This is a genomic window from Saccharothrix sp. (genome assembly GCF_031180885.1).
In the GTDB taxonomy this organism is placed as follows: domain Bacteria; phylum Actinomycetota; class Actinomycetes; order Mycobacteriales; family Pseudonocardiaceae; genus Actinosynnema.
Genome location: NZ_JAPSLK010000012.1, coordinates 56514 through 82943, shown reverse-complemented (window position 1 = coordinate 82943; position 26430 = coordinate 56514). Strand labels below are relative to the sequence as shown.

Sequence of the window (26430 nt, the reverse complement as noted above, 5' to 3'; positions counted from 1 at the left end):
CCGATCGTTCGGCAAGCTAATGAACTCCGGGCACACCCGCGGCGCGACAACGCCAGGTCGCGAATCAGACCTTGTCGCCGTAGCCCACGCGGGGCTTGGGGACCCGCAGCCGCCGGAGCTGGCTCGCCCGGATGAACGAGTACCAGCCGATCGACAAGCCCCGCGAGGTGTCCTGCGGGAACTTCGCGCGGACCCGCTTGGCCACGTACCGGCCCAGCACGAAGCCCTCGACGACCATCGCCAGCAGCATGAACGTGGTCACCAGGGTCGCGTACTGCTGCACCTGCGGTGACGGCACCAGCAGCGCCACGAAGACCAGGATGGCCAGCGGCATGAACAGGCCCATGAGGTTGCGGCGGGAGTCGACCACGTCGCGGATGTAGGCCTTCACCGGGCCGCGGTCGCGGGGCAGGAGGTACTTGTCCTCGCCGGCCATCATGCGCTTGCGGCGCTCGACGGCGGCGGCGCGGCGCTCCTCCTTGGACACCTTGTTCCCGCGCATCCGCTTCAGCGCCTCGCGCTGCGTGCGGGGCGGCGGGGGCACGGGGCCGCGGCGCTTGCCCTCGGCCTCGCGGCGCTTCGGGGTCGGGCGGCCCTTGCCGGGTGTGCGCGAGGCGTCGCCGGGCGTCACCTCCGCCGGGGTCTCTTCGGCGGCGGGGGTGGCTTCGTCGGCATTGCGGCGCAGGAACCTCACGCACCCAAGAGTAGGAGATGCCCGGTTCCGTACCCTTCGCGAGGTGCGAGTTGTTATTGCGCCGGACTGCTTCGGCGGAACGTTGACCGCGCGGGAGGCCGCCGAGGCCGTCGCGGAGGGCTGGCGCCGCGCCGCCCCCGACGACGAGCTGGTGCCGCGTCCCCTGGCCGACGGCGGACCCGGGTTCGTGGACGTGCTGCACGCCGCCCTCGGCGGCACCCTGCACGACGTCGAGGTGACCGGTCCCCGCGGCGAACGCGTGCACGCCGTGTGGCTGGAGCACGAGGGCACCGCCTACGTCGAGTCCGCCCAGGCCTGCGGCCTGCACCTGATCCCCAAGGACGAGCGCCCGGCCACGGCGGAGACCGCCACCACCCGGGGCGTGGGGGAACTGGTCGCGGACGCCGCCCGGACCTGTCACACGATCGTGGTGGGTCTCGGCGGGTCGGCCACCACCGACGGCGGCGCGGGCCTGCGCGAGGTCGTGACCGGCACGAACGCCAAGCTGGTGGCCGCCTCCGACGTGGAGAACCCGCTGCTCGGGCCGCACGGGGCCGCGCACACGTTCGGGCCGCAGAAAGGCGCGTCGCCCGAGGCCGTCGCCCGGTTGGAGGAGCGCCTGGCGGCCATGCCCGAACTGGCCGCGGTGCGCGACCTGCCCGGAGCGGGCGCGGCGGGCGGGCTGGGTGCCGCACTGCTCGCGCTGGGTGCCGAAGTCACGTCGGGCGCGGGCCTGGTGCGCCGGCTCACGAAGCTCGACGAAGCCCTGGACGGCGCTGACCTGGCCGTCACCGGCGAGGGCAGCTTCGACTGGCAGTCGCTGCGCGGGAAGCTCATCACCGCCGTCGCGGGCGGCGCGGCCGAGCGCGGGATCCCGTGCCTGGTGCTCGCGGGGCAGGTCAGCGTGGGTCGGCGGGAGGCGGCGGCGGCCGGCGTCCAGGAGTCCTACTCGGTCACCGAGCACGCCGGGTCGGTCGAGAAGTCCATGGCCGACCCGGCCGGCACCCTGGCCGCCCTGGCCCACGACGTGGCGAGGCAGTGGTCACACTCCCGCCGCTGACGGTTGTGCGACCATGGGGTCAGGAACAAAGCGGGTACCGCCCGTGTTTGCTGGGAATAGATGCCCGCAAAGGACCTCTGAGGGAGAGCCATGACGACCGCTCAGGATGCAGCCACCTCGACTCCTGACGCACCGCCCACCCACGGCGTCACGCTGACCGACGCGGCTGCCGTGAAGGCCAAGGCGCTGCTCGACCAGGAGGGCCGGGACGACATGCACCTGCGCATCGCCGTGCAGCCCGGTGGCTGTGCCGGCCTGCGCTACCAGCTGTTCTTCGACGAGCGCACGCTGGACGGCGACGCCCTGCGCGACTTCAACGGCCTCAAGGTCGCTGTGGACCGCATGTCCGCCCCGTACGTGGAGGGCGCGGTGATCGACTTCGTGGACACGATCGAGAAGCAGGGCTTCACGATCGACAACCCGAACGCGGGCGGTTCGTGCGCCTGCGGCGACTCGTTCCACTGAGTCGGCACGGAAGAAGTCGGCACGGAAGAAGTGAAGGCCCTCGCTCCGGCGGGGGCCTTTTCCGTTCCGCGAGCCGGTGGGGGCTCAGACGTAGGCGTCCAGGTCGTCCACCTGGGCCGCGTTGGCGTCGGTGACCCGCCACGGGGCCGCCGCCCGGCGCTCGGGCAGCACCTTGGCCGTCGGCCGCAGCTCGGCGGGGACCTCGGTGCAGTCGTCGATCAGTTCGTCCAGCGTGTCCGCCTCGGTGTTCCTCATCCGGGGGACGGTAGGCCGGTCATTGCCGTCGACAAAAGCCCTACCGGGCGGTAGCCGTCCGGTAGGGCTCTCGTCGGGCCGTCAGGCCGCGGCGAGCGCGGGTTCCAGCGGCCGGGAGTGGTCGTGACCCCGGCGCACCAGCCGGCCGAGGAACAGCGCCACCAGCACCCCCAGGACCGCCGGCACCGCCCCCACGGCGGCGATCCACTGGAGCCCGAACCCGCCGGTGATGACCGCCCCGCCGATCATCGGCCCGAACGCGGCGGCCACGTTGAACGCGGAGATGTTCACCGAGGCCACCAGCCCCGCCGCCGACCCGGCCTGCCCCATCAGGAACGTGTGCAGCAGCGGTCCGGCCGCGAACGCGCTGGCGCCCAGCACGAACACCCCCACGACGGCCGTCACCTTCGTCTCCAGCAGGAAGCCCTGCGCCAGCAGCAGCACGGTCAGCGCGGCCAGCGGGATCGGCAGGACCTTGGGGATGGCCGCGGGCTGGACGCGACCGGCGATCGTGCTGCCGACCATCGTGCCCAGGCCGTAGACCAGCAGGACCCCGGTCACCCAGGCCGGGCTGAACCCGGTCACGTCTCGCAGCGCCGGCGCCACGTAGGTGAAGGCGGTGATCATGCCGGTGAACGCGAGGACGGTCGTGAGCAGGCCGAACAGCACCGTCCGGCGGCTGAACGCGAACATGTTGGCGCGGAACCCGGCGTCGGGCTCGTGCGCCACCTTCGGCGCGCCCAGCACCACGCCGAGCAGCCCGAGCAGCGTGAGCGCGGCGACCACCGCGAACGACCCGCGCCACCCGTAGTTCTGGCCGACCAGCGTGCCGACCGGGATGCCGAGGATGGTCGACAGCGCCACCCCGTTGACGATCTTCGCGATGGCGGCCGTCTGCTTCTCCGGCGGCACCGCCGCCACCGCGACCTGCGAGGCGACGGCGAAGAACAGGCCTTGCGAGAGCGCGGCGACCATGCGCGCGGTCATGAGCAGTTCGTAGTTCGGCGCGAGCGCCGAGGCCGTCGAGGCCAGCAGCGCCAACGCCATGACGGCGATCAGGAGGGACCGGCGCGGCAGGCGCCCGGTCAGGACGGTCAGGACGGGTCCGCCTACGGCGACGGACACCGCGTACGCGGTGACCAGCAGGCCCGCGGTCGGCAGCGCGACCCCCAGGTCCGCGGCGACCTCGGGGAGCACACCGACGACGATGAACTCCGAGGTTCCCACCGCGAACGCGCACAGCATCAGGACGAGAGCGATCACGGGTCAGACGCTAAAGTGTGACACTGACGTCAGGGTCAAGCTTGCGTGATCGACGGCTCTTTTGCGGCGGAAGGGGAATAGGGGTGCTGATCGGCGAACTCGCGGAGAAGACGGGGACCACCGTCCGCATGCTCCGCTACTACGACCAGCACGGACTCCTCAAGCCGCGGCGGACGGAATCCCGCTACCGGGTGTACGACGAGGCCGACGTGGAGCGCGTGCGCAGCGTGCGGTGCCTGATCTCGTCCGGCCTGAACGTCCGCCTGGTGCGGCTGGTGCTCGCCCACGCGCTGGGCGAGGAGGTCGACCTGCCGGAGGACGAGGCCGGGTGCGTGCCGCTGCTGGAGATGCTCCAGGAGGAGTTGAACTCGGTGGAGGAGCGGATCGCCGGGTTGCAGCGCAGCAAGGACCACCTGGCGAAACTGGTGGGGGACGTCGAGGTGAAGCTGGCCGAGCGGCGGGCGGCCCTCCACGGGGCGGGCGCGACCGCGTGAAGAGCGAAGAGGCCCCCGCCGGGCAGCGGGGGCCTCTTGACGCACTTGGCTAGAGCTTGACCGGGTAGTGCGGCTCCGGCACGACCGGGCGGATCCGGCCCTCGATGAAGATGCCGTGCCAGATCATGAACACCAGCAGCGCCCAGATGCGGCGGCTGTTGTCGGCCACGCCCGACCGGTGCTCCTCGATGACCCGCAGCACCGCGTTCTTGTCGATGTACTGGTCGGTCTGGCTCTTGTTGACGTGGTCGACCGCCCAGTCGTGCATCTCGTCCTTCAGCCAGTGCCGGATCGGCACCGGGAAGCCGAGCTTGCGGCGGTTGAGCACGTGGGCCGGGACGATGTCCCGGATCGCCCGGCGCAGGGCGTGCTTCGTGGTCTCCTTCGTCAGCTTCAGCTCCGACGGGACCTGCGAGGCGATGCGGAAGACCTCCGGGTCCAGGAACGGCACCCGCAGCTCCAGCGAGTTGGCCATCGTCATCTTGTCGGCCTTGACCAGGATGTCGCCGCGCAGCCACGTGAACAGGTCCACGTGCTGCATCCGGGTCACCGGGTCCCAGCCCTGGCTCTCGCGGTACGGCTGGGCCGTCACGTCCTGGTGCGACACGTTCGGGTCGTACGACCGCAGGACCTGCCGGAGCTGGTCGTCCAGGAAGATCCGGGCGTTGCCGTAGTAGCGCTCCTCCAGGGTCAGCGCGCCCCGGCGCAGCAGGTCCTTGCCCCGCACGCCCTGCGGGATCTTGGTGGAGACCTTGCCCATGGCCTTGCGCAGCGCGCCGGGCACCTTCTCGAACGGGGCCAGCGACAGCGGCTCGCGGTAGATCGTGTAGCCGCCGAACAGCTCGTCCGCGCCCTCGCCCGACAGGACGACCTTCACGTGCTCGCGCGCCTCGCGGGCGATGAACCACAGCGGGACCAGCGCCGGGTCGGCCACCGGGTCGTCCAGGTACCACGTGATGAGCGGCAGGGCGTCCATCATCTCCTGCGCCGTCACGGCCTTGACCACGTGCTTCACGCCGATCGCCGCCGCCGACTCGGCCGCCACGTCGATCTCGGAGTACCCGGCGCGCTCGAAGCCGGTGGTGAAGGTGATGAGGTCCGGGTTGTGCTCCTTGGCCAGGGCCGCGACCACGGTCGAGTCGATGCCGCCGGACAGGAACGAGCCGACCGTCACGTCCGCGCGCATGTGCTTGGCGACCGAGTCGCGCAGGGCCTCGGTGATCTCGTCGTACAGCCGGTTCGCGTCGGCCTCGCCGTGCACCGCGCGCGGGCGGAACGTGGCCGGGAAGTACCGCTCGACCACCGGCTTGCCACCGGGCGTGACGGTGAACGACGTGCCGGACTCGATGCGGTGGATCTGGGTGTGCAGCGACTCCGGCTCGGGCACGTACTGCAGGATCAGGTAGTGCTGGAGGGCCTTGCGGTCCACCTCGGGCCGGATGCCCAGGGTCTGGGTCAGCTCCAGCAGCGACTTCTTCTCGCTGGAGAACGCCACCCCGCCCGGGCCGGTCGCGTAGTACAGCGGCTTGATGCCGAACGGGTCGCGCGCGCCGAAGACCACCTTGCGGTGGTTGTCCCAGATCAGGAACGCGAACATGCCGCGCAGCTTGGCCACGGCCGCCGGGCCCCAGTGGTGGTAGGCGGCGACGATGGTCTCGGTGTCGCCGTCGGTGGCGAACGCCGTGCCGAACTCCTTGGTCAGCTCGGCGCGCAGCTCCAGGTAGTTGTAGATCTCGCCGTTGAAGTTGATGGTGTAGCGACCCGGCGCCTCCGGCGGGCCCCAGTGCAGGGGCTGGTGGGAGCGCTCGATGTCGATGATGGCGAGCCGGTTGAAGCCGAAGACGACCTCGCCGCCCTGCCAGGTGCCCGTCTCGTCAGGGCCGCGGTGGCGCTGGCAGCGCATCGCCTGCGCCACGGCCGAGCGCGCGTGCTCAGCTTCGTTCTCGCCGGGGCAAACCAGTCCAAGCAGGCCGCACACGCCGTCGCACCTTTCGTGGGGTGTGGAGAAGTCCCCAGTATGCCGGGGCGCCTTTGTGTGACCGAAACTGCACCGCTCGGAGGCTCCCCCCAAGGGGTGGGACCCACCGCGCTGAGCTACGCTCCCGCATGATCCGGCGAGGGTGTTGCACCACCCCTGCCTGTGTCTGATGCCGCTTCCCGCGGCGGTGAGCTTTCAACGAGGAGGCGGCGAGCAGTGGGCCTGAAGGAGGGCACCAGGGCAGCGCGGCTGGCCAAGGTCGTCGGGCTGGTCGGCCTGGTCGGCGTCGGGGCCACGGGTTGCTCCACGGAAGAGGTGCTGCGCTTCGGCTGGCCGGTGGCCGTGACGCCGCAGGCCGAGAAGATGCGCGAGCTGTGGACCTGGTCGGTCATCGCCGCGCTCGCGGTCGGTGTGATCGTCTGGGGGCTGATCCTCTGGTCGGTCGCGTTCCACCGCAAGAAGAGCGAGGAACTGCCCCGCCAGGTGGCCTACAACCTGCCGCTCGAACTCGTCCTCATCGTCGTGCCGACGGTCATCGTGGCCGTGTTGTTCTACTTCACCGCGGTGACCCAGAACTACGTCACGAAGAAGTCCGAGAACCCGGACGTCACGGTCGACGTCATCGCGTTCCAGTGGAACTGGGAGTTCCGCTACCCGGACTACAAGACCGACCGCGACGACACCCCGGTGAGCACCGTCGGCACGTCCGGCGAGATCCCGCTGCTGGTGGTCCCGGCGGACCGGTCCATCCGGTTCAACCTGGAGTCCACGGACGTCATCCACTCGTTCTTCGTGCCGGAGTTCCACTTCAAGCGGGACGTCTTCCCGGACCCGAAGAAGAACAACCAGGACAACGCGTTCGAGATCACCAAGATCGACCGCCCCGGCTCGTTCGTGGGCCGCTGCGCCGAGCTGTGCGGCGTCTACCACGCCGTGATGAACTTCGAGGTCCGCGCCCTGGAGCCGGCCCTGTTCGACCGCTACATGTCGCTGCGCGAGAAGAACAACCCGAAGACGGGTCAGCCCTACAGCGCCGCCGAGGCGCTGACCGAGCTGAACTGCGGCGAGCTGTGCACGCCGTACGCGGTCACGACCAAGCCCTTCGACACCGACCGGACCGTCCGCGAGGCGTCCGGCGGCGGGAAGTAGGAGGACCGCTGCGATGAAGGTCGAAGCCCGCATTTTCGACTTGGTGATGGCGTTCTCGTTCCTGATGGCCGTGGTGTACGGCTACTGGACGTGGGCCGACACGGGTGCCGTCGAGCCGACCGGCACGGTGGCGCTGGCGCTGACCGGTGGCCTGGCGCTCATCGTCGGCACGTACTTCCGCTTCGTGGCGCGGCGCATCGAGGTGCGACCGGAGGACAACGCGGACGCCGAGGTGTCCGACGGTGCCGGTGAGCTGGGGTTCTTCAGCCCGGGGTCGTACTGGCCGGTGGGTCTGGCGGCCGCGGCGGCGGTGTCCGGTGTGGCTGTCGCGTTCTGGCACGTGTGGCTGCTGGTGATCGGCATCGTGCTGGTGCTGATCATGGTGGGCGGTCTGGTCTTCGAGTACCACACCGGTCCGAACCACGACTGACCTGCACCGACGCTTGCGAAGGGCCGCCTCCCGGGTTCGGGGGCGGCCCTTTTCGCGTGGTGGGGGGGCTGGGTGAGGCGCCGGTTTTGTCGGTGGTGGGTGGGACAATGGAGATGGGGGCCGGAGGCCGGCGGCGAGACGGCGGGAAGCCTGGGCCGGAGGCTCGCGGCGAGATTGTCGGGTGACACTGCCGGACCGGGCTTGGCTGGGCGAGCCAAGGTGTGGTCGCGGGCTCGGCGGCTGGGGCTCGGCGGCTGGGGCTCGGGCGGCGCTGGCTCGGGCGGCGCTGGCTCGGGCGGCGCTGGCTCGGGCGGCGCTGGCTCGGGCGGCGCTGGCTCGGGCGGCGCGGGGCTGGGCTCGCACGGCTTGACTGGCTGACGCGGCGGGTGTGGCTTGAGCGGGGGCGCGGTGAAGGTGGCTCGGCATTGGCGAGGGCCGGCCTCCGGCCTCCGTCTCCATTGTCCCACGGACCACCGACAATCCGGCCGGTCAGCGGCGTCGGGTCAGCGGCGTCGGGTCAGGCGGCCCGAGGGTCAGGCGGCCCGGGGGTCAGGCGGCCCGGGGGTCAGGCGGCCCGGGGGTCAGGTGGCCCGGGGGTCAGGTGGCCTGAGGGTCAGGTGGCCTGAGGGTCAGGTGGCCTGAGGGTCAGGCGGCGTCGAGGCCGGCTTCCTGGCTGGGGGACTTCTGGTAGCTGTCGACGTACTCCTGCCCCGACAGCTCGAGGATCCGGTACACGATCTCGTCGGTCACCGACCGCAGCACCGGCAGCGACTCCTGCATCCCGGCGTACCGCGAGAAGTCCAGGGGCTCGCCGAACCGGATGGTCACCGGGCGGATGCGAGGGAGTTTCGCGTCCATTGGCTGGACCTTGTCCGTGCCGATGATGCCCACCGGCACGACCGGCGCGCCCGACTCCAGGGCCATCCGCGCCACGCCCGTCCGGCCCCGGTGCAGGCGGCCGTCCAGGGACCGCGTGCCCTCGGGGTAGATGGCGAAGGCGTCACCCCGGGCCAGGATCGCCGCCGCGGTGTCCAGCGACGCCCGCGCCGCCCTTCCGGAACCCCGCTGTACCGGAACGTGCCCCAGCGAGTCGAAGAAGTACCGGGAAAGGCGCCCCTTGACGCCCTTGCCCACGAAGTACTGCGCCTTGGCGAGGAAGTAGACCCGGCGGGGGACCACCATCGGGATCACGATGCTGTCGATGAACGACAGGTGATTGGCCGCGAGGATCACCGGACCGTCGGCCGGGATGTTGTCCAGGCCCTCGACGCGGGGCCGCCAGATCATCCGGGCCGTGGGGGCCACGACCCGCCTCATCACCGTGTAGAGCATGGGAACAGCATCCCTCCTCCCGGTTACCGGCCGGTCAAAAGGTGGCTGAAACCTCAGGAGTCCGCGACTCGAAACCTCAGGAGTCCGCGACTCGAAACCTCAGGAGCCCGTGACTCGAAAGCTCAGGAGTCCGCCAGTTCGGCCTTCAGCTCGGTCGACCGCGCCGCCCACCGCCGCAGCAACTCCGCCGCCGCACCCGAATCCACCGCCGACGCGGCCCGGACCATCCCGGCGCGCAGGTCCGCGTGGAGGTCGCCGCTGAACCCGGAGTGCGCCGCGACCGCCCCGGCCGCGTTGAGCAGCACCGCGTCCCGCACCGGCCCCGGCTTGCCACCGACCAGCTCGCGCACGACCTCGGCGTTGACCACCGCGTCCCCGCCCTTCAGGTCCTCCGGAGTGGCAGCCTCGATGCCCAAAACAGAAGGGTCGATGCGGTCCTCGCGCACGGCACCGTCCGACACGACCCACACCGTCGTGGTCGTCGTGGTGGTGATCTCGTCCAGACCGTCGTCGCCGCGCACGACCAGCGCCGTGCTGCCGCGCCGCGCGAACACGCCCGCCATCAACGGAGCCGCGGCCGCCCGCGCGCAGCCGATGAGCCCGACCGACGGCTGCGCCGGGTTGGTCAACGGCCCCAGCAGGTTGAACGACGTGGGGATGCCCAGCTCGCGCCGCGGCCCCAGGGTGTGCCGGAACGCCGGGTGGAACACCGGCGCGAAGCAGAACCCGACCCCCAGCTCCTCGACGGTCGTCTGCACGCCCAGCGGCGGCAGGTCGATCGCCACGCCCAGGGCCTCCAGCACGTCCGCCGTGCCGCACTTGGACGACGCCGCCCGGTTGCCGTGCTTCACCACGGGCACGCCCGCGGCCGCGGCCACCAGGGTCGCCATGGTGGAGATGTTCACCGAGCCCGAACTGTCGCCGCCGGTGCCGACGATGTCGGCCGCGCGCACGTCGACGGTGAACCGGCGGGCGTGCTTGAGCATCGCCGCCGCCAGGCCGTCGACCTCCTCGGGCGTCTCGCCCTTGGCCCGCAGGGCCACCGCGAACGCGCCGATCTGGGCCGTGGTCGCCGCGCCGGACATGATCTGGTCCATGGCCCAGCCGGTGTCCTCCTCGCCCAGGTCGACCCGGTCGATGAGCCGGCCCAGCAGCTGCGGCCAGGTCCGCTCGCCCACCGGGGTCACCCCCGGACCGCGGGCACGCCCGTGGACCGCAGCACCTCGGCGACGGTCTCGGCGGCGGCCAGCGGGTCGAGCGGGTGGACGACGACGGCGTCCGCCTGCGACCACGTGGCCAGCCACCGGTCGTCCTTGCGGCGGACCGCGACGACGATCGGCGGGCAGTCGGTGATCTCGTTCTTGAGCTGGCGGGACAGGCCCATGCCGCCGGTCGGCTGCGCCTCGCCGTCCAGGATCGCCAGGTCGATGTTGCCGTTGTCCATCTCGTAGAGGACGTCGGCCACGCCACCCGCCTCCACGTACTCCACCCGCGGCAGGTCGGGCGCGGGACGGCGGCCCACCGCGGTGATGATCGTCTCACGCACCTCGGGGCGGTGGCTGAACACCAGGATCCTGGTCGTCTGCGTGCTCATCTGCGCGATCCTCCGGCGGGTCGGGTGCCAGGTGGAAGGTGATGTTATCCGCCCCACTCAGCCGGACCCGTGCGGGACCTGGAGAGCGTCCCAACCGATCCAGTCGCCGCCGAGCCGCTGCGCCAGGCCCGCCATCCGCGACCGCTCCTGCGCGCACGACAGCGCGCTCAGCACCTGCACCCGCAGAGCGTGGGAAACCTCACCGGGAACTTCACCGGGAACCAACGTCCAACCGTCCGGTGCGAGCAGCTCACGGGCGCGTTCGACCTGGTCAGGGGGCAGGGTGAGGTGGTGGCGCAGCACTGCGGGCTCAGCCGTCCGGAGGCCGGGTGATCGGGCGAGCACCGCGGAGTCCGCCTCGGCGATGTCGAACGCCTCGGCGACGACCACCAACCCCGGTGAATCGATCTCCAGTGCGGGTTCGTCCTTGCGGGACAAGCGATCACGCAACCGGCTCAACAACCCCATGGCGTCCCTCACCGACCGTGTGACCCAGATGACCACTGCTCTTGCCCCAGACCCGATGGGCGGGGCGAAAACCCGCAAGCAATAATGCGTCGTGTGACAACGGCAGCGCCCTCCATCGGCCCGCGCGTGCACTCGCTGAACCGCCCGAACATGGTCAGCGTGGGCACGATCGTCTGGCTGTCCAGTGAACTCATGTTCTTCGCCGGCCTCTTCGCCATGTTCTTCACGGTGAAGGCCCAGAACGAAGGACCGTGGCCCCCCGCGCCGACGCACCTCGACGTGCCGTACGCGCTGTTCTTCACGATCATCCTGGTGGCCTCGTCGTTCACCTGCCAGTGGGGCGTGTTCGCCGCGGAGCGCGGTGACGTGTTCGGTCTGCGCCGGTGGTACCTGCTCACGTTGATCATGGGCGCGATCTTCGTGGCCGGCCAGGCGGGCGAGTACGTGACCCTCGTCCAGGAGGGCACCACGATCCCCGGCTCGGCGTACGGCACGGTCTTCTACCTGACGACCGGCTTCCACGGCCTCCACGTGATCGGCGGTCTGATCGCGTTCGGCTACCTGCTGGTCCGCACGAAGCTGAGCAAGTTCACCCCCGCCCAGGCGACCTCCGCGATCGTCGTGTCGTACTACTGGCACTTCGTGGACGTGGTCTGGATCGGCTTGTTCGCCGTCATCTACATCGTGCCCTGACCAGGCTCGCGCACCACCGACGAGCAGCACGAACCCCGAACTCACACCAGCAAGGGTTGCCGCACACATGACCACCAACACCACACGGGCCCGGAAGCGCGGCACCAAGCTGCGCCGGCGGATCTCGGGCCTCCTCGCCCTGGGCTTCGCGCTGCTGTCCGCGGGCTTCCTGTTCAGCGCGCTGGCACCGCAGCCGCAGACCGCGCAGGCGCAGGACGACCCGGCCCAGGTGCGGCTGGGTGAGCAGCTCTACAACAACACCTGCATCTCCTGCCACGGCGACAACCTGGACGGCGTCAAGGGCCGCGGCCCGAGCCTGATCGGCGTGGGCGAGGCGGCCGTGTACTTCCAGGTGTCCTCCGGCCGCATGCCGATGGCCCGCCAGGAGGCGCAGGCCCAGCGCAAGCCCGCCGTGTTCACCGCGGAGGAGATCGACGCCATCGGCGCGTTCATCCAGACCCGCGGCGGCGGCCCGGAGACCCCCGCGGAGCGCGGTGAGGCGCTGCGCGGCGAGAACTCCGCCCGCGGCGGCGAGCTGTTCCGGCTCAACTGCGCGGCGTGCCACAACTTCACCGGTCGCGGCGGGGCGCTGTCGTCCGGCAAGTTCGCACCCGTGCTGGACGGCGTGACCGAGGAGCAGCTGTACACGGCGATGCTCACCGGTCCGCAGAACATGCCGAAGTTCTCCGACCGGCAGCTCACGCCGGAGGAGAAGAAGGACATCATCGCGTACATCAAGTCGGTGACCGACGGGAACAACAACCCCGGCGGCGCCCCCCTCGGCGGCTTCGGGCCGGTTTCGGAGGGTCTGATCGCGTTCATCGTGGGTATCGCCGCCCTGGTCGGTGCTGCCCTCTGGATCGGAGCCAAGGCATGAGCGGCGAGAAGCCGAACGACCTGCCGAGCGAGGCGGAGCTCGCCGGCATGAGCAGGGACGAGCTGGTCAAGCTCGGCACGAAGCTGGACGGCGTCGAGATCGTCCACTACGAGGACCGGTGGCCCGTCAAGGGCACCCGGGCCGAGCGCCGGGCCGAGCGGCAGGTCGCCCTGTGGTTCATCATCGCCGCCCTGGGCGGCCTGGGTTTCCTCGCCGCGTTCCTGTTCTGGCCGTGGCGCTACGCGGCGCCCGACAGCGGGCACCACTTCCTGTACAGCCTGTACACGCCGGTCATCGGCCTGACCCTGGGCATCGCGATCCTGGGCCTGGGCGTCGGCGCGCTGCTGTACACGAAGAAGTTCATCCCCGAGGAGCTGGCGGTCCAGCAGCGCAACGACGGCGGGTCGTCCGAGGTCGACAAGGCCACCATCGTCGCCGAGCTGGCCGACGCGGGCGAGCGCTCCACCATCGGCCGCCGGTCGCTCATCAAGCGGACCGCGGGCCTGGGCGCGGGCGTCATGGGCCTGGGCCTGGTGGCCCTGCCGCTGGGCAGCCTCGTCCGCAACCCGCACGCCGACAGCGAGACCAAGGAATCGCTCTGGCACACCGGCTGGAAGGCCGAGAACGGCGAGAAGGTCTACCTGCGCCGGCACACCGGCAACTTCCACGAGGTGGCCCTCGTCCGTCCCGAGGACCTCGACGCCGGCGGTTTCGAAACGGTGTTCCCCTTCCGCGAGTCCGAGCGGAACGACGAGCACGCCCTGGTCGCGGCGCTGAAGCGGGGTGACAACCCGGTCATGCTGATCCGCCTGCGCCCCGGCCAGTCGGTGGTCAAGCGGGAGGGCCAGGAGGACTTCAACTACGGGGACTTCTACGCGTACTCGAAGATCTGCACCCACCTGGGCTGCCCGACCTCGCTGTACGAGCAGCAGACCGGTCTGCTGCTGTGCCCGTGCCACCAGTCGCAGTTCGACGTCTTCCACTACGGCAAGCCCCGGTTCGGCCCGGCGACCCGCGCCCTGCCGCAGCTTCCGATCACGGTCGACGAGGACGGATACTTGATTGCCCGCAGCGACTTCATCGAGGCTGTGGGTCCGGCGTTCTGGGAGCGTAAGTCATGAGCGGCATCACCACGCCGACAAAGCGGCAGAACGCCGCCGCCCGCGTGGCGGGTGGTGCGGCGAAGTGGGCGGACGACCGGTACCACATGGCCAAGGGCCTGCGGCACCAGATGAACAAGGTCTTCCCGACGCACTGGTCGTTCCTGCTCGGCGAGATCGCGCTGTACAGCTTCATCGTCCTGCTGCTGTCGGGCACGTACCTGACCCTGTTCTTCGACCCCTCCATGGAGGAGGTCGTCTACCAGGGCGCGTTCGTCAACCTCCAGGGCATCGAGATGTCCCGGGCGTTCGAGTCGACCCTGGAGATCTCGTTCGAGGTCCGCGGCGGCCTGTTCGTGCGCCAGGTGCACCACTGGGCGGCGCTGCTGTTCATGGCCGCGATCGTCGTGCACATGTTCCGGATCTTCTTCACCGGCGCCTTCCGGCGTCCGCGTGAGGTCAACTGGGTCATCGGCATCGTGCTGTTCATGCTCGGCGCGATCGAGGGCTTCCTCGGCTACTCGCTGCCCGACGACCTGCTGTCCGGCACCGGCCTGCGGGTCATGGCGGCCCTGCTGATCTCGTTCCCGGTCATCGGCACCTGGCTGAACTGGCTGCTGTTCGGCGGCGAGTTCCCCGGCACCGAGATCATCCCGAGGCTCTACGCCCTGCACATCCTGCTGATCCCGGCCATCATCCTGGCCTTGGTCGCGGTGCACCTGGGCCTGGTCTGGTACCAGAAGCACACCCAGTTCCCGGGCGTGGGCCGCAAGGAGACCAACGTCGTGGGCGTCCGGATCATGCCGGTGTTCGCGGTCAAGGGCGGCGGCTTCTTCGCGATCGTCGTCGCGGTCACCGCGATCATGGGCGGGGTCTTCCAGATCAACCCGATCTGGAACATCGGCCCCTACAACCCGGCGCAGGTCTCGGCGGGCTCGCAGCCCGACTGGTACATGGGCTGGACGGACGGCCTGGTCCGCATCTGGCCGGCGTGGGAGCTGTACCTGGGCGACTACACGGTGCCCGCGCCGTTCTGGCCGTTCATGCTGGGTCTGCCGCTGCTGACCGGCATCGCCGCGGTGTACCCGTGGATCGAGCGCAAGATGACCAAGGACTACGCGCACCACAACCTGTTGCAGCGCCCGCGCGACGTGCCGGTCCGGACGTCGCTGGGCATGATGGCGATCTCGTACTTCATGGTGCTGCTGGTCATGGGTGCGAACGACATCTTCGCCTACCAGTTCGACATCTCGCTGAACGCGACGACGTGGATGGGCCGCATCGGCCTGCTGGTGATCCCGCCGATCACGTACTTCATCACCTACCGGATCTGCATCGGCTTGCAGCGCGGTGACCGGGAGGTCCTGGAGCACGGCGTGGAGACGGGCATCATCAAGCGCCTGCCGCACGGCGAGTTCATCGAGGTCCACCAGCCGCTCGGCCCGGTGGACGCCCACGGCCACCCGCTGGAGCTGGCCTACCAGGGTGCTCCGGTGCCGAAGAAGATGAACAAGCTGGGGTCGGCCGGGCACCCGGTGCCGGGCAGCTTCCTGACGCCGGACGCGCCGGAGGAGACCGCGGCGTTGGCTCGGGCTCGGGGGGAGAACGGCGGGCCGAAGGAGGCGCTGACGGCGGAGAACAAGCCGTCGAGCGAACTGGCCGGCAAGCCCTCCCAGCCGGAGGACTGAGCGCAGAACGGCAAAGGCCCCGCACCTGGTGGTGCGGGGCCTTTCGCTTTCCGGTGCGCGAAGCGCGTCCGGCGTGGCAGCGGGTGGCGCGCGGCGCGGGTCAGGCGTCTTCTAGGCCGACTTCGAAGGCGGCCTCGGTGTCGCGCTTGGAGTAGGACCGGAACGAGATGTGGGTGTCGGTGTTCAGCACGCCCGGCACCTTCGAGATCCGGCCCGGCACCAGGTCCGCCAGGTCCTCGTGCTTGGCGACCTTGACCAGGGCGATCAGGTCCACGTCGCCGGCGCACGAGTACACCTCCGTGACGCCTTCGATGTCGGCGATCGCCTGTGCCGCGTCCGGGATGGTCTCGGCGGCGGCCTGGATCAACACGATCGCGGTGATCACGGCGGTCCTCCTGGTCAAGTCGACGGTGGTCCACATGCTAGTGGGCCGGGTCGCGGTACGGATCTCGGCCGGCCTCGGCGCGTTCCACCCACGTCCGCCACGTCGCCGCCGCGTGCGCGGGGGAGGTCCAGGGCTGGTCGCAGTACACGAGGCGGGTGCCGGGGCGGTCCAGCCAGCGGAGGATGACGGCGGTTTCCTCCGGGGGTGCGCCGTACAGGGGGCCTTCGCCGGGGACGACCGTCTCGGCCGCTGCGACCAGGGCGTCGACGACCGGCATGGGGCGGGTGCCCCGCTTGGCGACGCCCGCTGAAGCCAGGCGGCCGTGGCGGACGACGGCGAACTGCCAGCCGCCCTCGCCGTCGGGTCTCGCGGCCACCAGTTGGGGGAGTGCGGCCAGGCCGGCCAGGCGTTGGCCCCGGTCGAGGGCGCGGACCAGTGCGGCCAGGCGGTCGCGGTGGGTGGCGGCCTCTTCGAAGCGGTGGACGTCGGAGAGGACGTCCAGATGGGTGGCCATGACGCGGAGGGGAGCGGTGTCCTGGCCGGCGACCAGGGCGCGCAGGGCGGTCACGGCGGGGGTGTACTCGTCGACCGTCTGGAGACCTGCGCAGGGGGCCTTGCAGCGGCCCATCTCGAAGCGGGCGCACGGGGTGCCGGTGGGGCGGCGGGCCGAGATGCGCTGGGAGCAGGAGCGCAGGGGGACGGCGTCCAGCAGGGCGTCCAGGGCGGTCTCGGCCAGGCGGCGGGAGCGGAACGGGCCGATGGCGTCGGCGCGCGGGGTGCGGACCAGGGACAGGCGGGGGAAGGCCTCGTCGGTCAGGGTCAGCCACCACCAGCCGGCCTGGTTCTTGGACTTCCGGTTGTACGCGGGCTTGTGCGCGGTCAGCAGGCGCAGTTCGCGGACCTCGGCCTCCAGGGAGTGCGCGCACACGATCCCGTCCACCCGCACCGCCAGCGCCACCATCTCGCGCAGCCGCCGGCGGCCCTCGGACGCGGTGAAGTACTGCCGGACCCGCCTCCGGAGGTCGGAAGCGGTGCCGACGTAGAGCACCTCCTCGCTCGGGCCCCGGAACAGGTAGACGCCCGGCTCGGACGGCAGGTGGGCGGCCATGTGCCGCTTGCGCCGCTGCTCGGGGGTCACCTCGGGCAGGTAGGCGAGCAGTTCCTCCAGCGAGTGCACGCCGAGGTTGCCGACCCGCTCCAGCAGGTGGTGCAGGACCTCGACGGTGGCCTGGGCGTCGGTCAGCGCCCGGTGGTCGGGGGTCGTGCCGATGTTGAACAGCTGCGCGAGCGCGGACAGCCGGCAGCTCGGGGCCTCGTCGCGGGACAGCACCCGGCGGGCCAGCTTCACGGTGCAGACGACGGTGGGCTTCGGCCACCGGTACCCGTACCGCTCGCAGGCGGCCTTGATGAACCCCACGTCGAAGCCCGAGTTGTGGGCGACCAGGACCGAGCCGGCGGCGAACTCCAGGAACGCGGGGAGCACCGTGGCGAGCCTCGGGGCGCCGGTGACCATGTACTGGGTGATGCCGGTGAGCGCCACGACCTGCGGCGGGATACCACGTTCGGGGTCGACCAGGGTGGAGAACGTGCCGAGGACTTCGCCACCTCGCACCTTCACCGCGCCGATCTCGGTGACCGCGTCCTCGGTGTTGCTGCCCCCGGTGGTCTCCAGGTCGAACACGACGAAGGTGGTGTCGCGCAACGGGGTGCCCAACTCGTCGAACGAGAGCTGGGCGGGTGCGGTGGTGGTCATCGGGCCGCACCCTAGCGGTGGGGTACGACAGAGAATGACCACTCCGTGGAGTCGCAGGTGAGACACGCGTGGCCGCGTCGGCTCCTCGCGGTGCCCTTCCCGCCGGTCACGTTTTTCGATCGGGGAAACGCACCGCGACGAGCCGACTACCAGGCGGCCTCGCCGCCGCGACGGAGTCGCGGCAATCCAACACAGTGCGGGGTAGGGCGGGGCCATACCCTGTACGGGTGCAAGACCCGATAGCGCCTGCCGACGAGCCCGTCACCGGGGAGACCGGGGAGCCGGACGCGCCCGTCGAGTCCACTGTGGACTGGGGGGTGCTGCCGGAGCCCTTGCGCGCCCGGCTGGCGGAGCTGAGTGCCGACGCCCTCGGTGACCTGGCCAAAGTCGACGTCCCGCAGCAGCTGCGCGCCGTCGCGCGGTTCGCGCCGACCAAGCGGGCGCGGCTGGGGGCGACGATCCTGCTCAACGGGTTGAAGACCTCCTCCACGTTCCGCGCGGCCGTCGTGGAGTGGTTGCAGCGCAACCGGCCGGCGGCGCTGGAGACCACCGCGCCGGACCCGGTCGCGGCGGGCGCGGCGGCGATCCTGCAGAACGAGGAGGTCGCGGCGCACTTCGTGGAGCTGGTCACCCGCCGCGCCACCGAGGCCCACCTGCGGTCCGAACGGGACAACGCCGTGCAGCGCGCCGAACGGCTGGAGCAGGAGCTGGAACGGCTGCGGGCCGAGCGCGCCGAGTCGACCGGGATCGCGGACAAGATCCGCGAGGAGGCCGACGTCGAGCTGGAACGGCTGCGCAAGCGCCTGCGCGAGCAGGGCGTGCGGCTGCGCGAGGCCAAGGACGCCGCCGAGTCGGCCAAGGCGCAGGCGGAGCGGGTGCGCGCGGAGGCGGAGAACGAGGTGCGCCGGCTGGCCGCCGAACGGGACCGGGAGCGGGAGCGCGCGGAGACCGAGCGGGCCAAGGCGCAGCGGGCCGAGGCCGACGCCGAGGTGGCCCGGCAGTCCGCCAAGGAGGCCCGGCAGGCCGACGAGGTCCGGCTGGCGCTGCTGGTGGACACCCTCGACGGCGCGGTGAACGGCCTGCGCCGGGAACTGGCGCTGGGCGGCGCGGGACCGCGGCCGGCGGACCTGGTGCGGGGTGCCAGCGCGGCGCAGGGCGCGGTGGGCCGGGTGGAGGACCCGGCGGCGCTGGACCGGCTGCTGGCGCTGCCCGCCGTGCACCTCATCGTGGACGGCTACAACGTCACCAAGACCGGCTACCCCGAGCTGTCGCTGTCCGACCAGCGGGACCGGCTGGTGCACCAGCTCGCCGTCCTGGCCGCCCGCACCGGCGCGGAGGTGACGCTGGTGTTCGACGGCGCGGGCGTGGTGGCCGTGCCGACCAGCGCGCCGCGCGGGGTGCGGGTGCTGTTCAGCGACCCCGGCGTGCTGGCCGACGACGTGATCCGGGCGCTGGTGACGGCCGAGCCGGAGGGCCGTCCGGTGGTCGTGGTGACCTCCGACCGGGCGGTCGCGGACTCCGTCCGGCGGCGGGGCGCGCACCCGGTGCCCTCGGCGGTGCTGCTCGCCCGGTTGGGCCGGGTGTGACACGCGTCGTGTTTTTCACACCACGGCGGGTCACACCCCGAGGTCAACGGTGGGCCGTTCGGGGAAATCGGTGAAGGAGAACGGTTTTCCGGACCCCGTGGCTGGACGTGGGGCCTCACCTTTCGTAACCTGGCCGAGATCTCGCGGCGGGCAGCCGTCCAGCCTGGGCGGCGACGCGAGTTCACCGCCGAATCGGCCTGTCGGGGTGCCGAGCCGGACCACGCGAGTCGGGACTGTCGGGTAGACGCGTGCGCGTCCCCGCCCGGTAGGCGGTTCGAAGACCGTTAGGAGTGACACGCGACTGTGGCGTCGCAACGACTCAAGCGCGGTGTGCGCGGGGCGATCGCGGCCACGGCGGTGGCCGCCGCTGCGGTGGGCCTCACGTCCCCGGTTCCCGCAGGTGCGCAGCCGAACACGGCCTCCGACGCGCTGAAGAAGTACAACGAGCTGGCCGAAGAGGCCACCAAGCTCAACGAGGAGCTGCTGCGGGCCGAGGAGGCGCGCGACCAGAACCAGGCCGCGCTCGACCAGGCCAACGCGCAGCTGGCGCAGGCCAGCGCCGCGGGCGAGCAGGCCCGCAAGGACGAGGAGGCCTTCCGCGTCCAGGTCGACAAGCTGACCGAGGCCTCGTTCGAGGGCGCGCGGTTCAACCAGCTGTCGGCGCTGCTGGTCAGCGACTCGCAGCAGGACTTCCTGAACCGCATGTCCGCCCTGGGCGTGCTGGCCGCGGACAACAACGAGGCCCTGGACAAGCTGTCCGGCGCCGTCCAGGCCGCCGAGCAGGCGCGCACCAGCGCCGCGGACGCGCAGGCCAAGGCGCAGCACGCGACCGACGAGGCCGCGAAGATCGCCGAGGACGTCAAGAAGCGCCAGGCGGACCTCCAGGGCCAGATCACCGAGGTCAAGGCCCAGCTCAACCGCCTCACGGCGCAGGAGCGGGGCATCCTGAGCGACCGCGGCGACATGTCCAACATCGCGGTGCCCGCGAGCGTGGCCGGTGAGGCGTTGGAGTTCGCCCTGGCCCAGCGCGGCGACATGTACCGCTACGGCGCGACCGGCCCGGACCTGTGGGACTGCTCGGGCCTGACGTCCAAGGCGTACGCGTCGGCCGGCGTGACCATCCCGCGCACCTCCAACGGCCAGGCGGGCGCCGGCCGCCCGGTGAGCCGCGGCGAGGTCACCGCGGGCGACCTGATCATCTACAACGGCGGCAACCACGTCGCCATGGCGGTGGACAACGCGCGCGTCGTGCACGCGTCCACCGACGGTGTTCCGGTGAAGATCGTGGACCTGGAGGACCCGGGCACGATCTACGCCATGCGCCGCATCGCGGGCTGACGACGCGAGGCCGCGTCGGCTTGTCGCGGCGCCTTCGCTCCGATCACGCTTTTCGATCGGAGCGGAACACGGCGCGACGAGCAGACCTCCAGGCGGCCTCGCCGCGACGCCGAAGGCGGCGCAATGGATACTGTCGGGCAGGGCCATCCTCATGACGAGGGTGGCCCTGTTCGACTTCAGGAGGCACGTGAGGCGCGTTCGGGTGTTGTTGGCCATCGCGGTGACGATGACCTTCCTGACGGGGCTCGGGCTGGCCGTGACCCCGGTGGAGACGCCCGCGCCGCCGCCGGTCGCCGTGTCGGACCCGCGTGAGCAGGCCGTCCACGATCTGCTTGAGCGTCGGGCGCGGGCGGTGTTGGAGCGGGACGAGGCGGCGTTCACCGCCGACTTGGATCCGCAGGCCGATCCCGACTTCGTCCGCCGGCAGCGGGAGCTGTTCCGCAACCTGGCCGCCGTGCCGGTGGGGGAGTGGGAGTACCGGCTGGAGGGCGAGACGAACCTCGCCGGCATCACGCCGCCCGCCGCCGACCAGGTGTGGGCGCCGGACGTGCGGCTGGCCTACCGGCTGCGCGGGGTGGACGTCGTGCCCAGCACGCAGCCGATGGCCTACCTGTTCACCCGGCGCGGCGACCGGTGGTTCCTCAACTCCGACACCGCGCTGGAGCCGCTGGGCAAGCGCACCTGGCGCGGTCCGTGGGACTTCGGGCCGTGCCACGTGCTGACCGGGACCGGCGGGTTCGTGCTGAGCCACCCCGGTGGCGAGCCGCTGGCCGCGCGGGTGCTGGCCGAACTGGACACCGCCGTGGACACCGTGACGCAGGTGTGGGGCCCAGCCTGGTCGCGGCAGGTGGCGGTGCTGATCCCGGGGAACGTCGAGGAGATGCGCGCCCTGGTCGGGCCGGGGCTCGCCGACGGGTCGATCGCCGGGGTCGCGGTGGCCGACCGGGTCGACGCCGAGACGCACACCGCGCAGGGCCAGCGAGTGGTGCTGAACCCGACGGGCGCGAGCGTGTTGTCACCGCTGTCGTTGCGCGTCCTGCTGCGGCACGAGATCACGCATGTGGCCGCGCGCGGCGAGACCGTGGACGGCGCGCCCATGTGGCTGCTGGAGGGCTTCGCGGACTACGTGGGCTACCGGGGCAGTGACGTGCCCCCGCGCAAGGCGGCGCCCGCCCTGGCCGCCCAGCTGCAACGCGAACTGCCCACCCGGCTGCCCGCCGACGCCGACTTCCGCGGCCCGTCCATGGAACTGGCCTACCAGCAGTCCTGGTCGCTCAACCTGTACCTGGCGCAACGGCTCGGTGAACCGGGCCTCGTCCAGTTGCACCGCCGCATCGCGGGCGCGGGCCGGGTGTCGCCGGAGCGGATGGACGCGCTCGTGCTGGAAGCCACCGGCGAGGACGTGGCGGGGCTGGTGCGGGGCTGGCAGCAATTCCTCCGGGCGGCGTTCCCGTAACGTGGGGCGCGTGCGTCGGACCCTGCTGGTGACCAATGACTTCCCGCCCCGGCCCGGTGGCATCCAGGCCTACCTGCACGCCCTGGCCACCCGCCTGCCGAACCTGGTGGTCTACGCGCCGTCGTGGGAGTCGCCCTCCGGGTCCCACCCGGAGTTCGACGCGGCCCAGCCGTTCCCCGTGGTGCGCCACCCGGGCACGTTGATGCTGCCGACACCGGACGTGCTGCGCCGGGCGTCGGACATCATGCGCGCCGAGCGCTGCGAGGCGGTGTGGTTCGGCGCGGCGGCACCGTTGGCGCTCATGACGCCGTGGCTGCGCAACGCGGGCGCCGCGCGGGTCGTCGCGTCCACCCACGGCCACGAGGTGGGGTGGTCGATGCTGCCCGCGGCACGGCAGTCGTTGCGCGCCATCGGGTCCTCTGTGGACGTCGTCACGTTCGTGAGCCGCTACACCCGTTCCCGCTTCGCCGCCGCCTTCGGTCCGATGGCGGCGCTGGAACACCTTCCGTCCGGTGTGGACACTTCGATCTTCGCCCCGGACCCCGTGGCCCGCGTGGAGATCCGCGCCCGGTACGGCTTGGGTGACCGGCCGGTGGTCGTGTGCGTGTCCCGTCTGGTGCCGCGCAAGGGCCAGGACGTGCTGGTGCGGGCGTTGCCGGAGATCCGGCGGCTGGCCCCGGACGCCGCGCTGCTGCTGGTGGGCGGCGGGCCGTACCGGAAGTCGTTGCAGCGCCTGGCCGAGTCTGTGGGCGTCGCGGAGCACGTGGTGTTCACGGGTTCCGTGCCGTGGTCGGAGTTGCCCGCCCACTACAACGCCGGTGACGTGTTCGCCATGCCGTGCCGGACACGGGGTCGTGGCTTGGACGTCGAGGGTCTGGGGATCGTGTACCTGGAGGCTTCGGCGACCGGGTTGCCCGTGGTCGCCGGGCAGTCGGGTGGCGCGCCGGAGACCGTGCGGGACGGCATCACCGGCACGGTGGTGGACGGGCGCGCGGTGTCGTCGGTGGCGGCCGAGGTGGGTCGCCTGCTGGCGGACCGGGACCTGGCCGCGAAGATGGGCGAGGCCGGCCGTGACTGGGTCACCAGGGAGTGGCGCTGGGACGACCTGGCCGACCGCTTGGCGGCTCTCATCGATCTGTGAGGTTCGCCAGCTCCGCCCGGGCCGCCGTCTCGATGAGCTTCAACCCGTGGGTGGCGGTGAGGTCCACCGCCCGGGTGGCCAGGGCCTTCGCCTCGACCAGTTCGCCGCGCTCGCGTCGGACGGCGGCCAGGCCCACCAAAGCGTTGGCCTCGCCGAACCGGTAGCCGATGTGCCGGGCCTTGGTCAAGGCCTGCTGGTACTGCTCGTCCGCGGTGCGCAGGTCCCGGGTGGCCCGGCTGGTGGCGGCCAGGACGACCAGGACGTTCGTGGTCGTGCGCTGGTCGCCGTCCTCGGCCAGTTCGGTCAAAGCCCGGTTGGCCAGCGCCAGCGCCGTGCCCGGGTCGCCCAGGTCGAGGTGGACCGCGGCGGCGTTCTCCAGGGCCCGGGCGGTCGACTCGCGGAAGCCCGCCTCGGTGCTCAGCCGCAGGGCCTCGTCCAGGTGGGTCAACGCGCGGGTCGGGTCGCCCCGGAGCCGCGCGGTCAGGCCCAGGAGGGTCAGCGCCGAGATCCGCCCGACCGGGTTGCCGCGTCCGGTGCTGATCGACAGGGCCTCGGTGAGCAGGTCCTCGGCCTCGGCCAGCTCGCCGGTGTCGATCGCCAGCACACCCAGGCCGGTGAGGACCGCCGCCTCGCTCTTGGCGCAGCCCGCCTCGCGGGTCAGCGCCAGGCAGGTCTCCAGGTCGTCGCGGGCGCCCGCGAGGTCGCCTGCGTCCAGCTTGACCAGGCCCAGGTTGCCGAGCACGCCGGCCTCCCAGACGTGGTCGCCGGCCGCGCGGTGCAGTTCGACGGCCCGGGTGTAGTGGGCGGTGGAGGTGCGGAAGTCGCCCAGGCGCCAGTGGAGCGCGCCCAGGTTCTGGTGCATCGCGGCGAGGCCCGCCCGGTCGTGGTGGGCGGAGGCGGCGTCGAGGCCGTAGCGGGCGGCGGTGCGCCACTCGGTGACGTGCTTGCCGATCCACAGGTAGCCGCGCAGGCCGTCGGCCAGCCGCCAGGAGACGTCGGCGGGGCCGTGCTCGGCGGCGGAGCGGATCGCGGCGGTCAGGTTGGGGCGTTCCGCGTCCAGCCACGCCCGGGCCTGGGCGGCGGTCTCGACGCGGGGCAGGCGGACGGCGGTCCCGTCGGACGGCGGGAGGCGCATCAGGTCCGGGTAGAGCAGTTCGGCGCAGTGGTCCACGGCCCGCACGTAGAAGCGCAGCAGCCGCACGCGGGCCGCGGACACCTCCTCGGGCGACGCGGGCGGGCCGGTCAGGGCCTCGTGCCGGCGGTAGCGGCCACCGTGGGCCTGGACCAGGCGGGCGGCGGCCAACTGGTTGAGCAGGGTCGCGGCGGCGTCCACCGGCAGGTCGGCGGCGTGCGCGGCGGCCTCGGCGGTGATGTCCGGGCCCGGCACGACACCGAGCAGGCCGAACAGCCGGCGGGCGGCCTCGGGCAGGCCGTCGAGGGCCGCCGCCACCGGGTCGCGGTCGCCCAGGCGGGCCAGGAACCGGTCGACGGATCCGTTCGTCGTGGCCGCCGCCGCGACGCGCAGGGTCAGCGGCAGCCCGCCGCAGCGCCGGGCCAGTTCCCGCGCGGCGGGCCCGGTGGCGCCGAGCAGTTCGAGGGAGTCCTCGGTGCTCAGGACGTCCAGGGCGACCCGGCGGGCGCCGTCCACGGCGATCAGGCCGCGCAGGTCGTGCCGGCTGGTCACCAGGACCGGGCAGTCGGCGGTCCCGGGCAGCAGCGGGCGGACCTGGTCGGGGGCGGTGGCGTCGTCGAGCACCACGAGCATCCGGCGGCCCGCGAGCAGCGTGCGGAACAGGGTGCCCTGCTCGTCGGAGTCCACCGGGATCTGCTCGGGCGGCACGCCCAGGGCGCGCAGGAACCGGGTCAGCACGTCCGCCGTCGCCGGGCCGCGGTCCGAGCCGCGCAGGTCCGCGTACAGCCGGCCGTCCGGGAACCGGTCCCGCAGCCGGTGCGCCACGTGCACCGCCAGCGCGGTCTTGCCCACCCCCGCCGGCCCGGTGACCGCCACCACGGGCACCGCGGTCCCGGTCGGGGCGATCAGATCGGTGACCCGCGCGACGGCGTCGGCCCGGCCCGCGAAGTCCGGCGCGTCCGGCGGCAACTGGTCGGGCACGTCCGGGTCGGGCGGCCCGCCCGGGGCGGCCAGCGCCGGGTCGCCGAGCAGGATCGCCCGGTGCAGCGCGCGCACCTCGGGGCCGGGGTTGGCCGCCTGCCGGAACACCTCCAGCGCCTCGGCCTGCCGGCTGCACCGGTAGAGCGCGGTCATCAACTGCGCCCGGAACCGGTCCCGCTGCGGGTGGTCGGCGGTCAGCGCGCGCAGGTCGGGCACCAGGCGCTCGTGGTGGCCCAGCGCGAGTTCGACGTCGTTGCGCTCCTCGTGGACGGTCAGCAGCCGTTCGGCGAGCCGGGGCGCTTCGGCGCGGCGCAGCGCCTCGGACGGCACGTCGACCAGCGCCGGCCCGCGCCACAGGGCCAGCGCGTCGGCGTAGAGGTCGGCGGCGCGGACGGCCTCACCGGCCAGCGCCGCCCGGCGCGCGAGACCCGCCGCGGTGGTGAACCGGTGGACGTCGACCTGTTCCGGCGACACCACCAAGCGGTAGCCGTCGGCGGTGGTGCGGATCAGCGAAGCGTCCCCGAGCAGCTGGCGCAACCGCATGACGTAGGTCTGCAAGGTGCCCCGGGTCCGGGCCGGCGGGTCGTCGCCCCACAGGAACCCGACCAGCTCCGCCACGGCCACCACCCGGCCCGCACGCAGGGACAACGCCGCCAGCAGCGCCCGGTGCTTGCCCGCGCGGACGGGCACGGGCCGGTCGCCGATGCGCACGTCGAGGGGGCCGAGCAGCCCGAACCACGGACCCGACCCGACAGCCATCCCGTCCGTTCCCCGCCCTCCGCGCGTGGCCGCTGACGGCCCGTGTCATCGCCGCGTCAGCGATACGACAGCGCGCTCAGGCAGTCTTGAGCACGTCCCGGTTGGGGGACCGGGACAACAGAACTTCTCGAATCCGCGCCAGCGGATAACGAACACTGGGGGTCGAGTGGCCCGCACCGGGTTCCGGTGCGGGCCACTCGTCTGTTCCCGGCCAACTGTAGCGCCGATCACACCGCCAGGGTCTCAATTGGCGCAACTTCGAACCACTGCTGCGCGAGATCCCGCGCCACCCGCGAGGCCGCGCCGGCCTGTCGCGGCGTGATTCCGCCGATCAGCCCTTCCGATCGGTGGAATCACGC

The 26430-nt window shown here is 72.0% G+C and carries 24 protein-coding genes; 13 read left to right on the top strand and 11 right to left on the bottom strand.

The annotated features are described in order from the left end of the window. Positions 1 to 64: 64 nt before the first annotated feature. On the bottom strand, positions 65 to 694 hold the full coding sequence (locus RIN75_RS17175; RefSeq protein WP_309112941.1) for a DUF3043 domain-containing protein: 630 nt from the start codon (positions 692 to 694) through the stop codon (positions 65 to 67). A gap of 43 nt (positions 695 to 737) precedes the next feature. On the opposite strand from RIN75_RS17175, the gene RIN75_RS17170 reads away from it, so the two are divergent. Beyond that, positions 738 to 1754 carry a glycerate kinase gene (locus RIN75_RS17170; protein WP_309112940.1) on the top strand — a complete coding sequence of 339 codons (1017 nt, stop codon included), beginning with the start codon at positions 738 to 740 and terminating at the stop codon, positions 1752 to 1754. A 90-nt stretch (positions 1755 to 1844) separates the two neighbouring features. Next, the gene (locus RIN75_RS17165; protein WP_121221943.1) at positions 1845 to 2219 is read left to right on the top strand and encodes an iron-sulfur cluster assembly accessory protein; all 375 of its coding nucleotides are present in this window, start codon (positions 1845 to 1847) and stop codon (positions 2217 to 2219) included. Positions 2220 to 2303: 84 nt separating this feature from the next. On the opposite strand, the gene RIN75_RS17160 is transcribed toward RIN75_RS17165, so the two are convergent. Continuing rightward, positions 2304 to 2474: a hypothetical protein gene (locus RIN75_RS17160; protein ID WP_309112939.1), complete on the bottom strand. Its 171-nt coding sequence runs from the start codon at positions 2472 to 2474 to the stop codon at positions 2304 to 2306. 81 nt (positions 2475 to 2555) lie between these two features. Further along, positions 2556 to 3737 (bottom strand): MFS transporter, encoded by a 1182-nt coding sequence (locus tag RIN75_RS17155; protein WP_309112938.1) that lies wholly within the window; start codon positions 3735 to 3737, stop codon positions 2556 to 2558. 83 nt (positions 3738 to 3820) lie between these two features. Between RIN75_RS17155 and RIN75_RS17150 the strand changes: the two genes are divergently transcribed. Next, positions 3821 to 4231 carry a MerR family transcriptional regulator gene (locus RIN75_RS17150; RefSeq protein ID WP_309112937.1) on the top strand — a complete coding sequence of 137 codons (411 nt, stop codon included), beginning with the start codon at positions 3821 to 3823 and terminating at the stop codon, positions 4229 to 4231. A gap of 49 nt (positions 4232 to 4280) precedes the next feature. Here the strand turns inward: RIN75_RS17150 and asnB are convergent, their stop codons facing one another. After that, positions 4281 to 6209, bottom strand: a complete 1929-nt coding sequence (gene asnB, locus RIN75_RS17145) for an asparagine synthase (glutamine-hydrolyzing) (RefSeq protein ID WP_309112936.1) — start codon at positions 6207 to 6209, stop codon at positions 4281 to 4283. A gap of 216 nt (positions 6210 to 6425) precedes the next feature. Between asnB and coxB the strand changes: the two genes are divergently transcribed. Together coxB and RIN75_RS17135 are read left to right on the top strand one after the other, a co-directional pair. Further along, positions 6426 to 7358, top strand: a complete 933-nt coding sequence (coxB, locus tag RIN75_RS17140; RefSeq protein ID WP_309112935.1) for a cytochrome c oxidase subunit II — start codon at positions 6426 to 6428, stop codon at positions 7356 to 7358. 13 nt (positions 7359 to 7371) lie between these two features. Next, on the top strand, positions 7372 to 7788 hold the full coding sequence (locus tag RIN75_RS17135) for a cytochrome c oxidase subunit 4 (protein WP_309112934.1): 417 nt from the start codon (positions 7372 to 7374) through the stop codon (positions 7786 to 7788). A gap of 645 nt (positions 7789 to 8433) precedes the next feature. Here the strand turns inward: RIN75_RS17135 and RIN75_RS17130 are convergent. From RIN75_RS17130 to RIN75_RS17115, 4 genes are all read right to left on the bottom strand, one after another. Continuing rightward, a complete protein-coding gene (locus RIN75_RS17130; protein ID WP_309112933.1) occupies positions 8434 to 9120 on the bottom strand; it encodes a lysophospholipid acyltransferase family protein in 687 nt (228 codons plus the stop codon). Between the two features lie 122 nt (positions 9121 to 9242). Further along, positions 9243 to 10298 carry an anthranilate phosphoribosyltransferase gene (trpD, locus tag RIN75_RS17125; protein ID WP_309112932.1) on the bottom strand — a complete coding sequence of 352 codons (1056 nt, stop codon included), beginning with the start codon at positions 10296 to 10298 and terminating at the stop codon, positions 9243 to 9245. Positions 10299 to 10303: 5 nt separating this feature from the next. After that, on the bottom strand, positions 10304 to 10714 hold the full coding sequence (locus tag RIN75_RS17120) for a hypothetical protein (protein ID WP_309112931.1): 411 nt from the start codon (positions 10712 to 10714) through the stop codon (positions 10304 to 10306). 57 nt (positions 10715 to 10771) lie between these two features. Beyond that, the gene (locus RIN75_RS17115; protein ID WP_309112930.1) at positions 10772 to 11182 is read right to left on the bottom strand and encodes a hypothetical protein; all 411 of its coding nucleotides are present in this window, start codon (positions 11180 to 11182) and stop codon (positions 10772 to 10774) included. Positions 11183 to 11266: 84 nt separating this feature from the next. Here RIN75_RS17115 and RIN75_RS17110 point away from each other — a divergent pair, with 84 nt between their 5' ends. From RIN75_RS17110 to RIN75_RS17095, 4 genes are all read left to right on the top strand, one after another. Then, positions 11267 to 11875, top strand: coding sequence for a heme-copper oxidase subunit III (locus tag RIN75_RS17110; protein WP_309112929.1), 609 nt, complete (start codon positions 11267 to 11269; stop codon positions 11873 to 11875). A 67-nt stretch (positions 11876 to 11942) separates the two neighbouring features. After that, the gene (locus RIN75_RS17105) at positions 11943 to 12752 is read left to right on the top strand and encodes a cytochrome c (protein WP_309112928.1); all 810 of its coding nucleotides are present in this window, start codon (positions 11943 to 11945) and stop codon (positions 12750 to 12752) included. Beyond that, a complete protein-coding gene (locus RIN75_RS17100) occupies positions 12749 to 13873 on the top strand; it encodes a ubiquinol-cytochrome c reductase iron-sulfur subunit (protein WP_309112927.1) in 1125 nt (374 codons plus the stop codon). The genes RIN75_RS17105 and RIN75_RS17100 overlap by 4 nt, the downstream gene beginning before the upstream one ends. Next, a complete protein-coding gene (locus tag RIN75_RS17095; protein ID WP_309112926.1) occupies positions 13870 to 15540 on the top strand; it encodes a cytochrome bc complex cytochrome b subunit in 1671 nt (556 codons plus the stop codon). Before RIN75_RS17100 ends, RIN75_RS17095 begins: the two co-directional genes overlap by 4 nt. A 100-nt stretch (positions 15541 to 15640) precedes the next feature. Here RIN75_RS17095 and RIN75_RS17090 read toward each other — a convergent pair whose 3' ends face one another. Both RIN75_RS17090 and RIN75_RS17085 read right to left on the bottom strand, forming a co-directional pair. Then, a complete protein-coding gene (locus RIN75_RS17090) occupies positions 15641 to 15925 on the bottom strand; it encodes an Lrp/AsnC ligand binding domain-containing protein (protein ID WP_309112925.1) in 285 nt (94 codons plus the stop codon). Positions 15926 to 15962: 37 nt separating this feature from the next. Further along, on the bottom strand, positions 15963 to 17678 hold the full coding sequence (locus RIN75_RS17085; protein ID WP_309112924.1) for a DEDD exonuclease domain-containing protein: 1716 nt from the start codon (positions 17676 to 17678) through the stop codon (positions 15963 to 15965). Positions 17679 to 17905: 227 nt separating this feature from the next. Here RIN75_RS17085 and RIN75_RS17080 point away from each other — a divergent pair, with 227 nt between their 5' ends. The 4 genes from RIN75_RS17080 (at position 17906) to RIN75_RS17065 (ending at position 23199) form a co-directional block, all read left to right on the top strand. Continuing rightward, the gene (locus RIN75_RS17080; RefSeq protein WP_375295974.1) at positions 17906 to 19264 is read left to right on the top strand and encodes an NYN domain-containing protein; all 1359 of its coding nucleotides are present in this window, start codon (positions 17906 to 17908) and stop codon (positions 19262 to 19264) included. A 303-nt stretch (positions 19265 to 19567) separates the two neighbouring features. Then, positions 19568 to 20602 carry an NlpC/P60 family protein gene (locus tag RIN75_RS17075; protein ID WP_309112923.1) on the top strand — a complete coding sequence of 345 codons (1035 nt, stop codon included), beginning with the start codon at positions 19568 to 19570 and terminating at the stop codon, positions 20600 to 20602. A gap of 187 nt (positions 20603 to 20789) precedes the next feature. Next, entirely contained in the window at positions 20790 to 22058 is a 1269-nt protein-coding gene (locus tag RIN75_RS17070; RefSeq protein ID WP_309112922.1) for a hypothetical protein, read from the top strand. A 10-nt stretch (positions 22059 to 22068) separates the two neighbouring features. Beyond that, positions 22069 to 23199 carry a glycosyltransferase family 4 protein gene (locus RIN75_RS17065; protein ID WP_309112921.1) on the top strand — a complete coding sequence of 377 codons (1131 nt, stop codon included), beginning with the start codon at positions 22069 to 22071 and terminating at the stop codon, positions 23197 to 23199. On the opposite strand, the gene RIN75_RS17060 is transcribed toward RIN75_RS17065, so the two are convergent. Further along, a complete protein-coding gene (locus RIN75_RS17060) occupies positions 23186 to 26071 on the bottom strand; it encodes a BTAD domain-containing putative transcriptional regulator (RefSeq protein WP_309112920.1) in 2886 nt (961 codons plus the stop codon). The genes RIN75_RS17065 and RIN75_RS17060 overlap by 14 nt on opposite strands. Positions 26072 to 26430 lie beyond the last annotated feature (359 nt).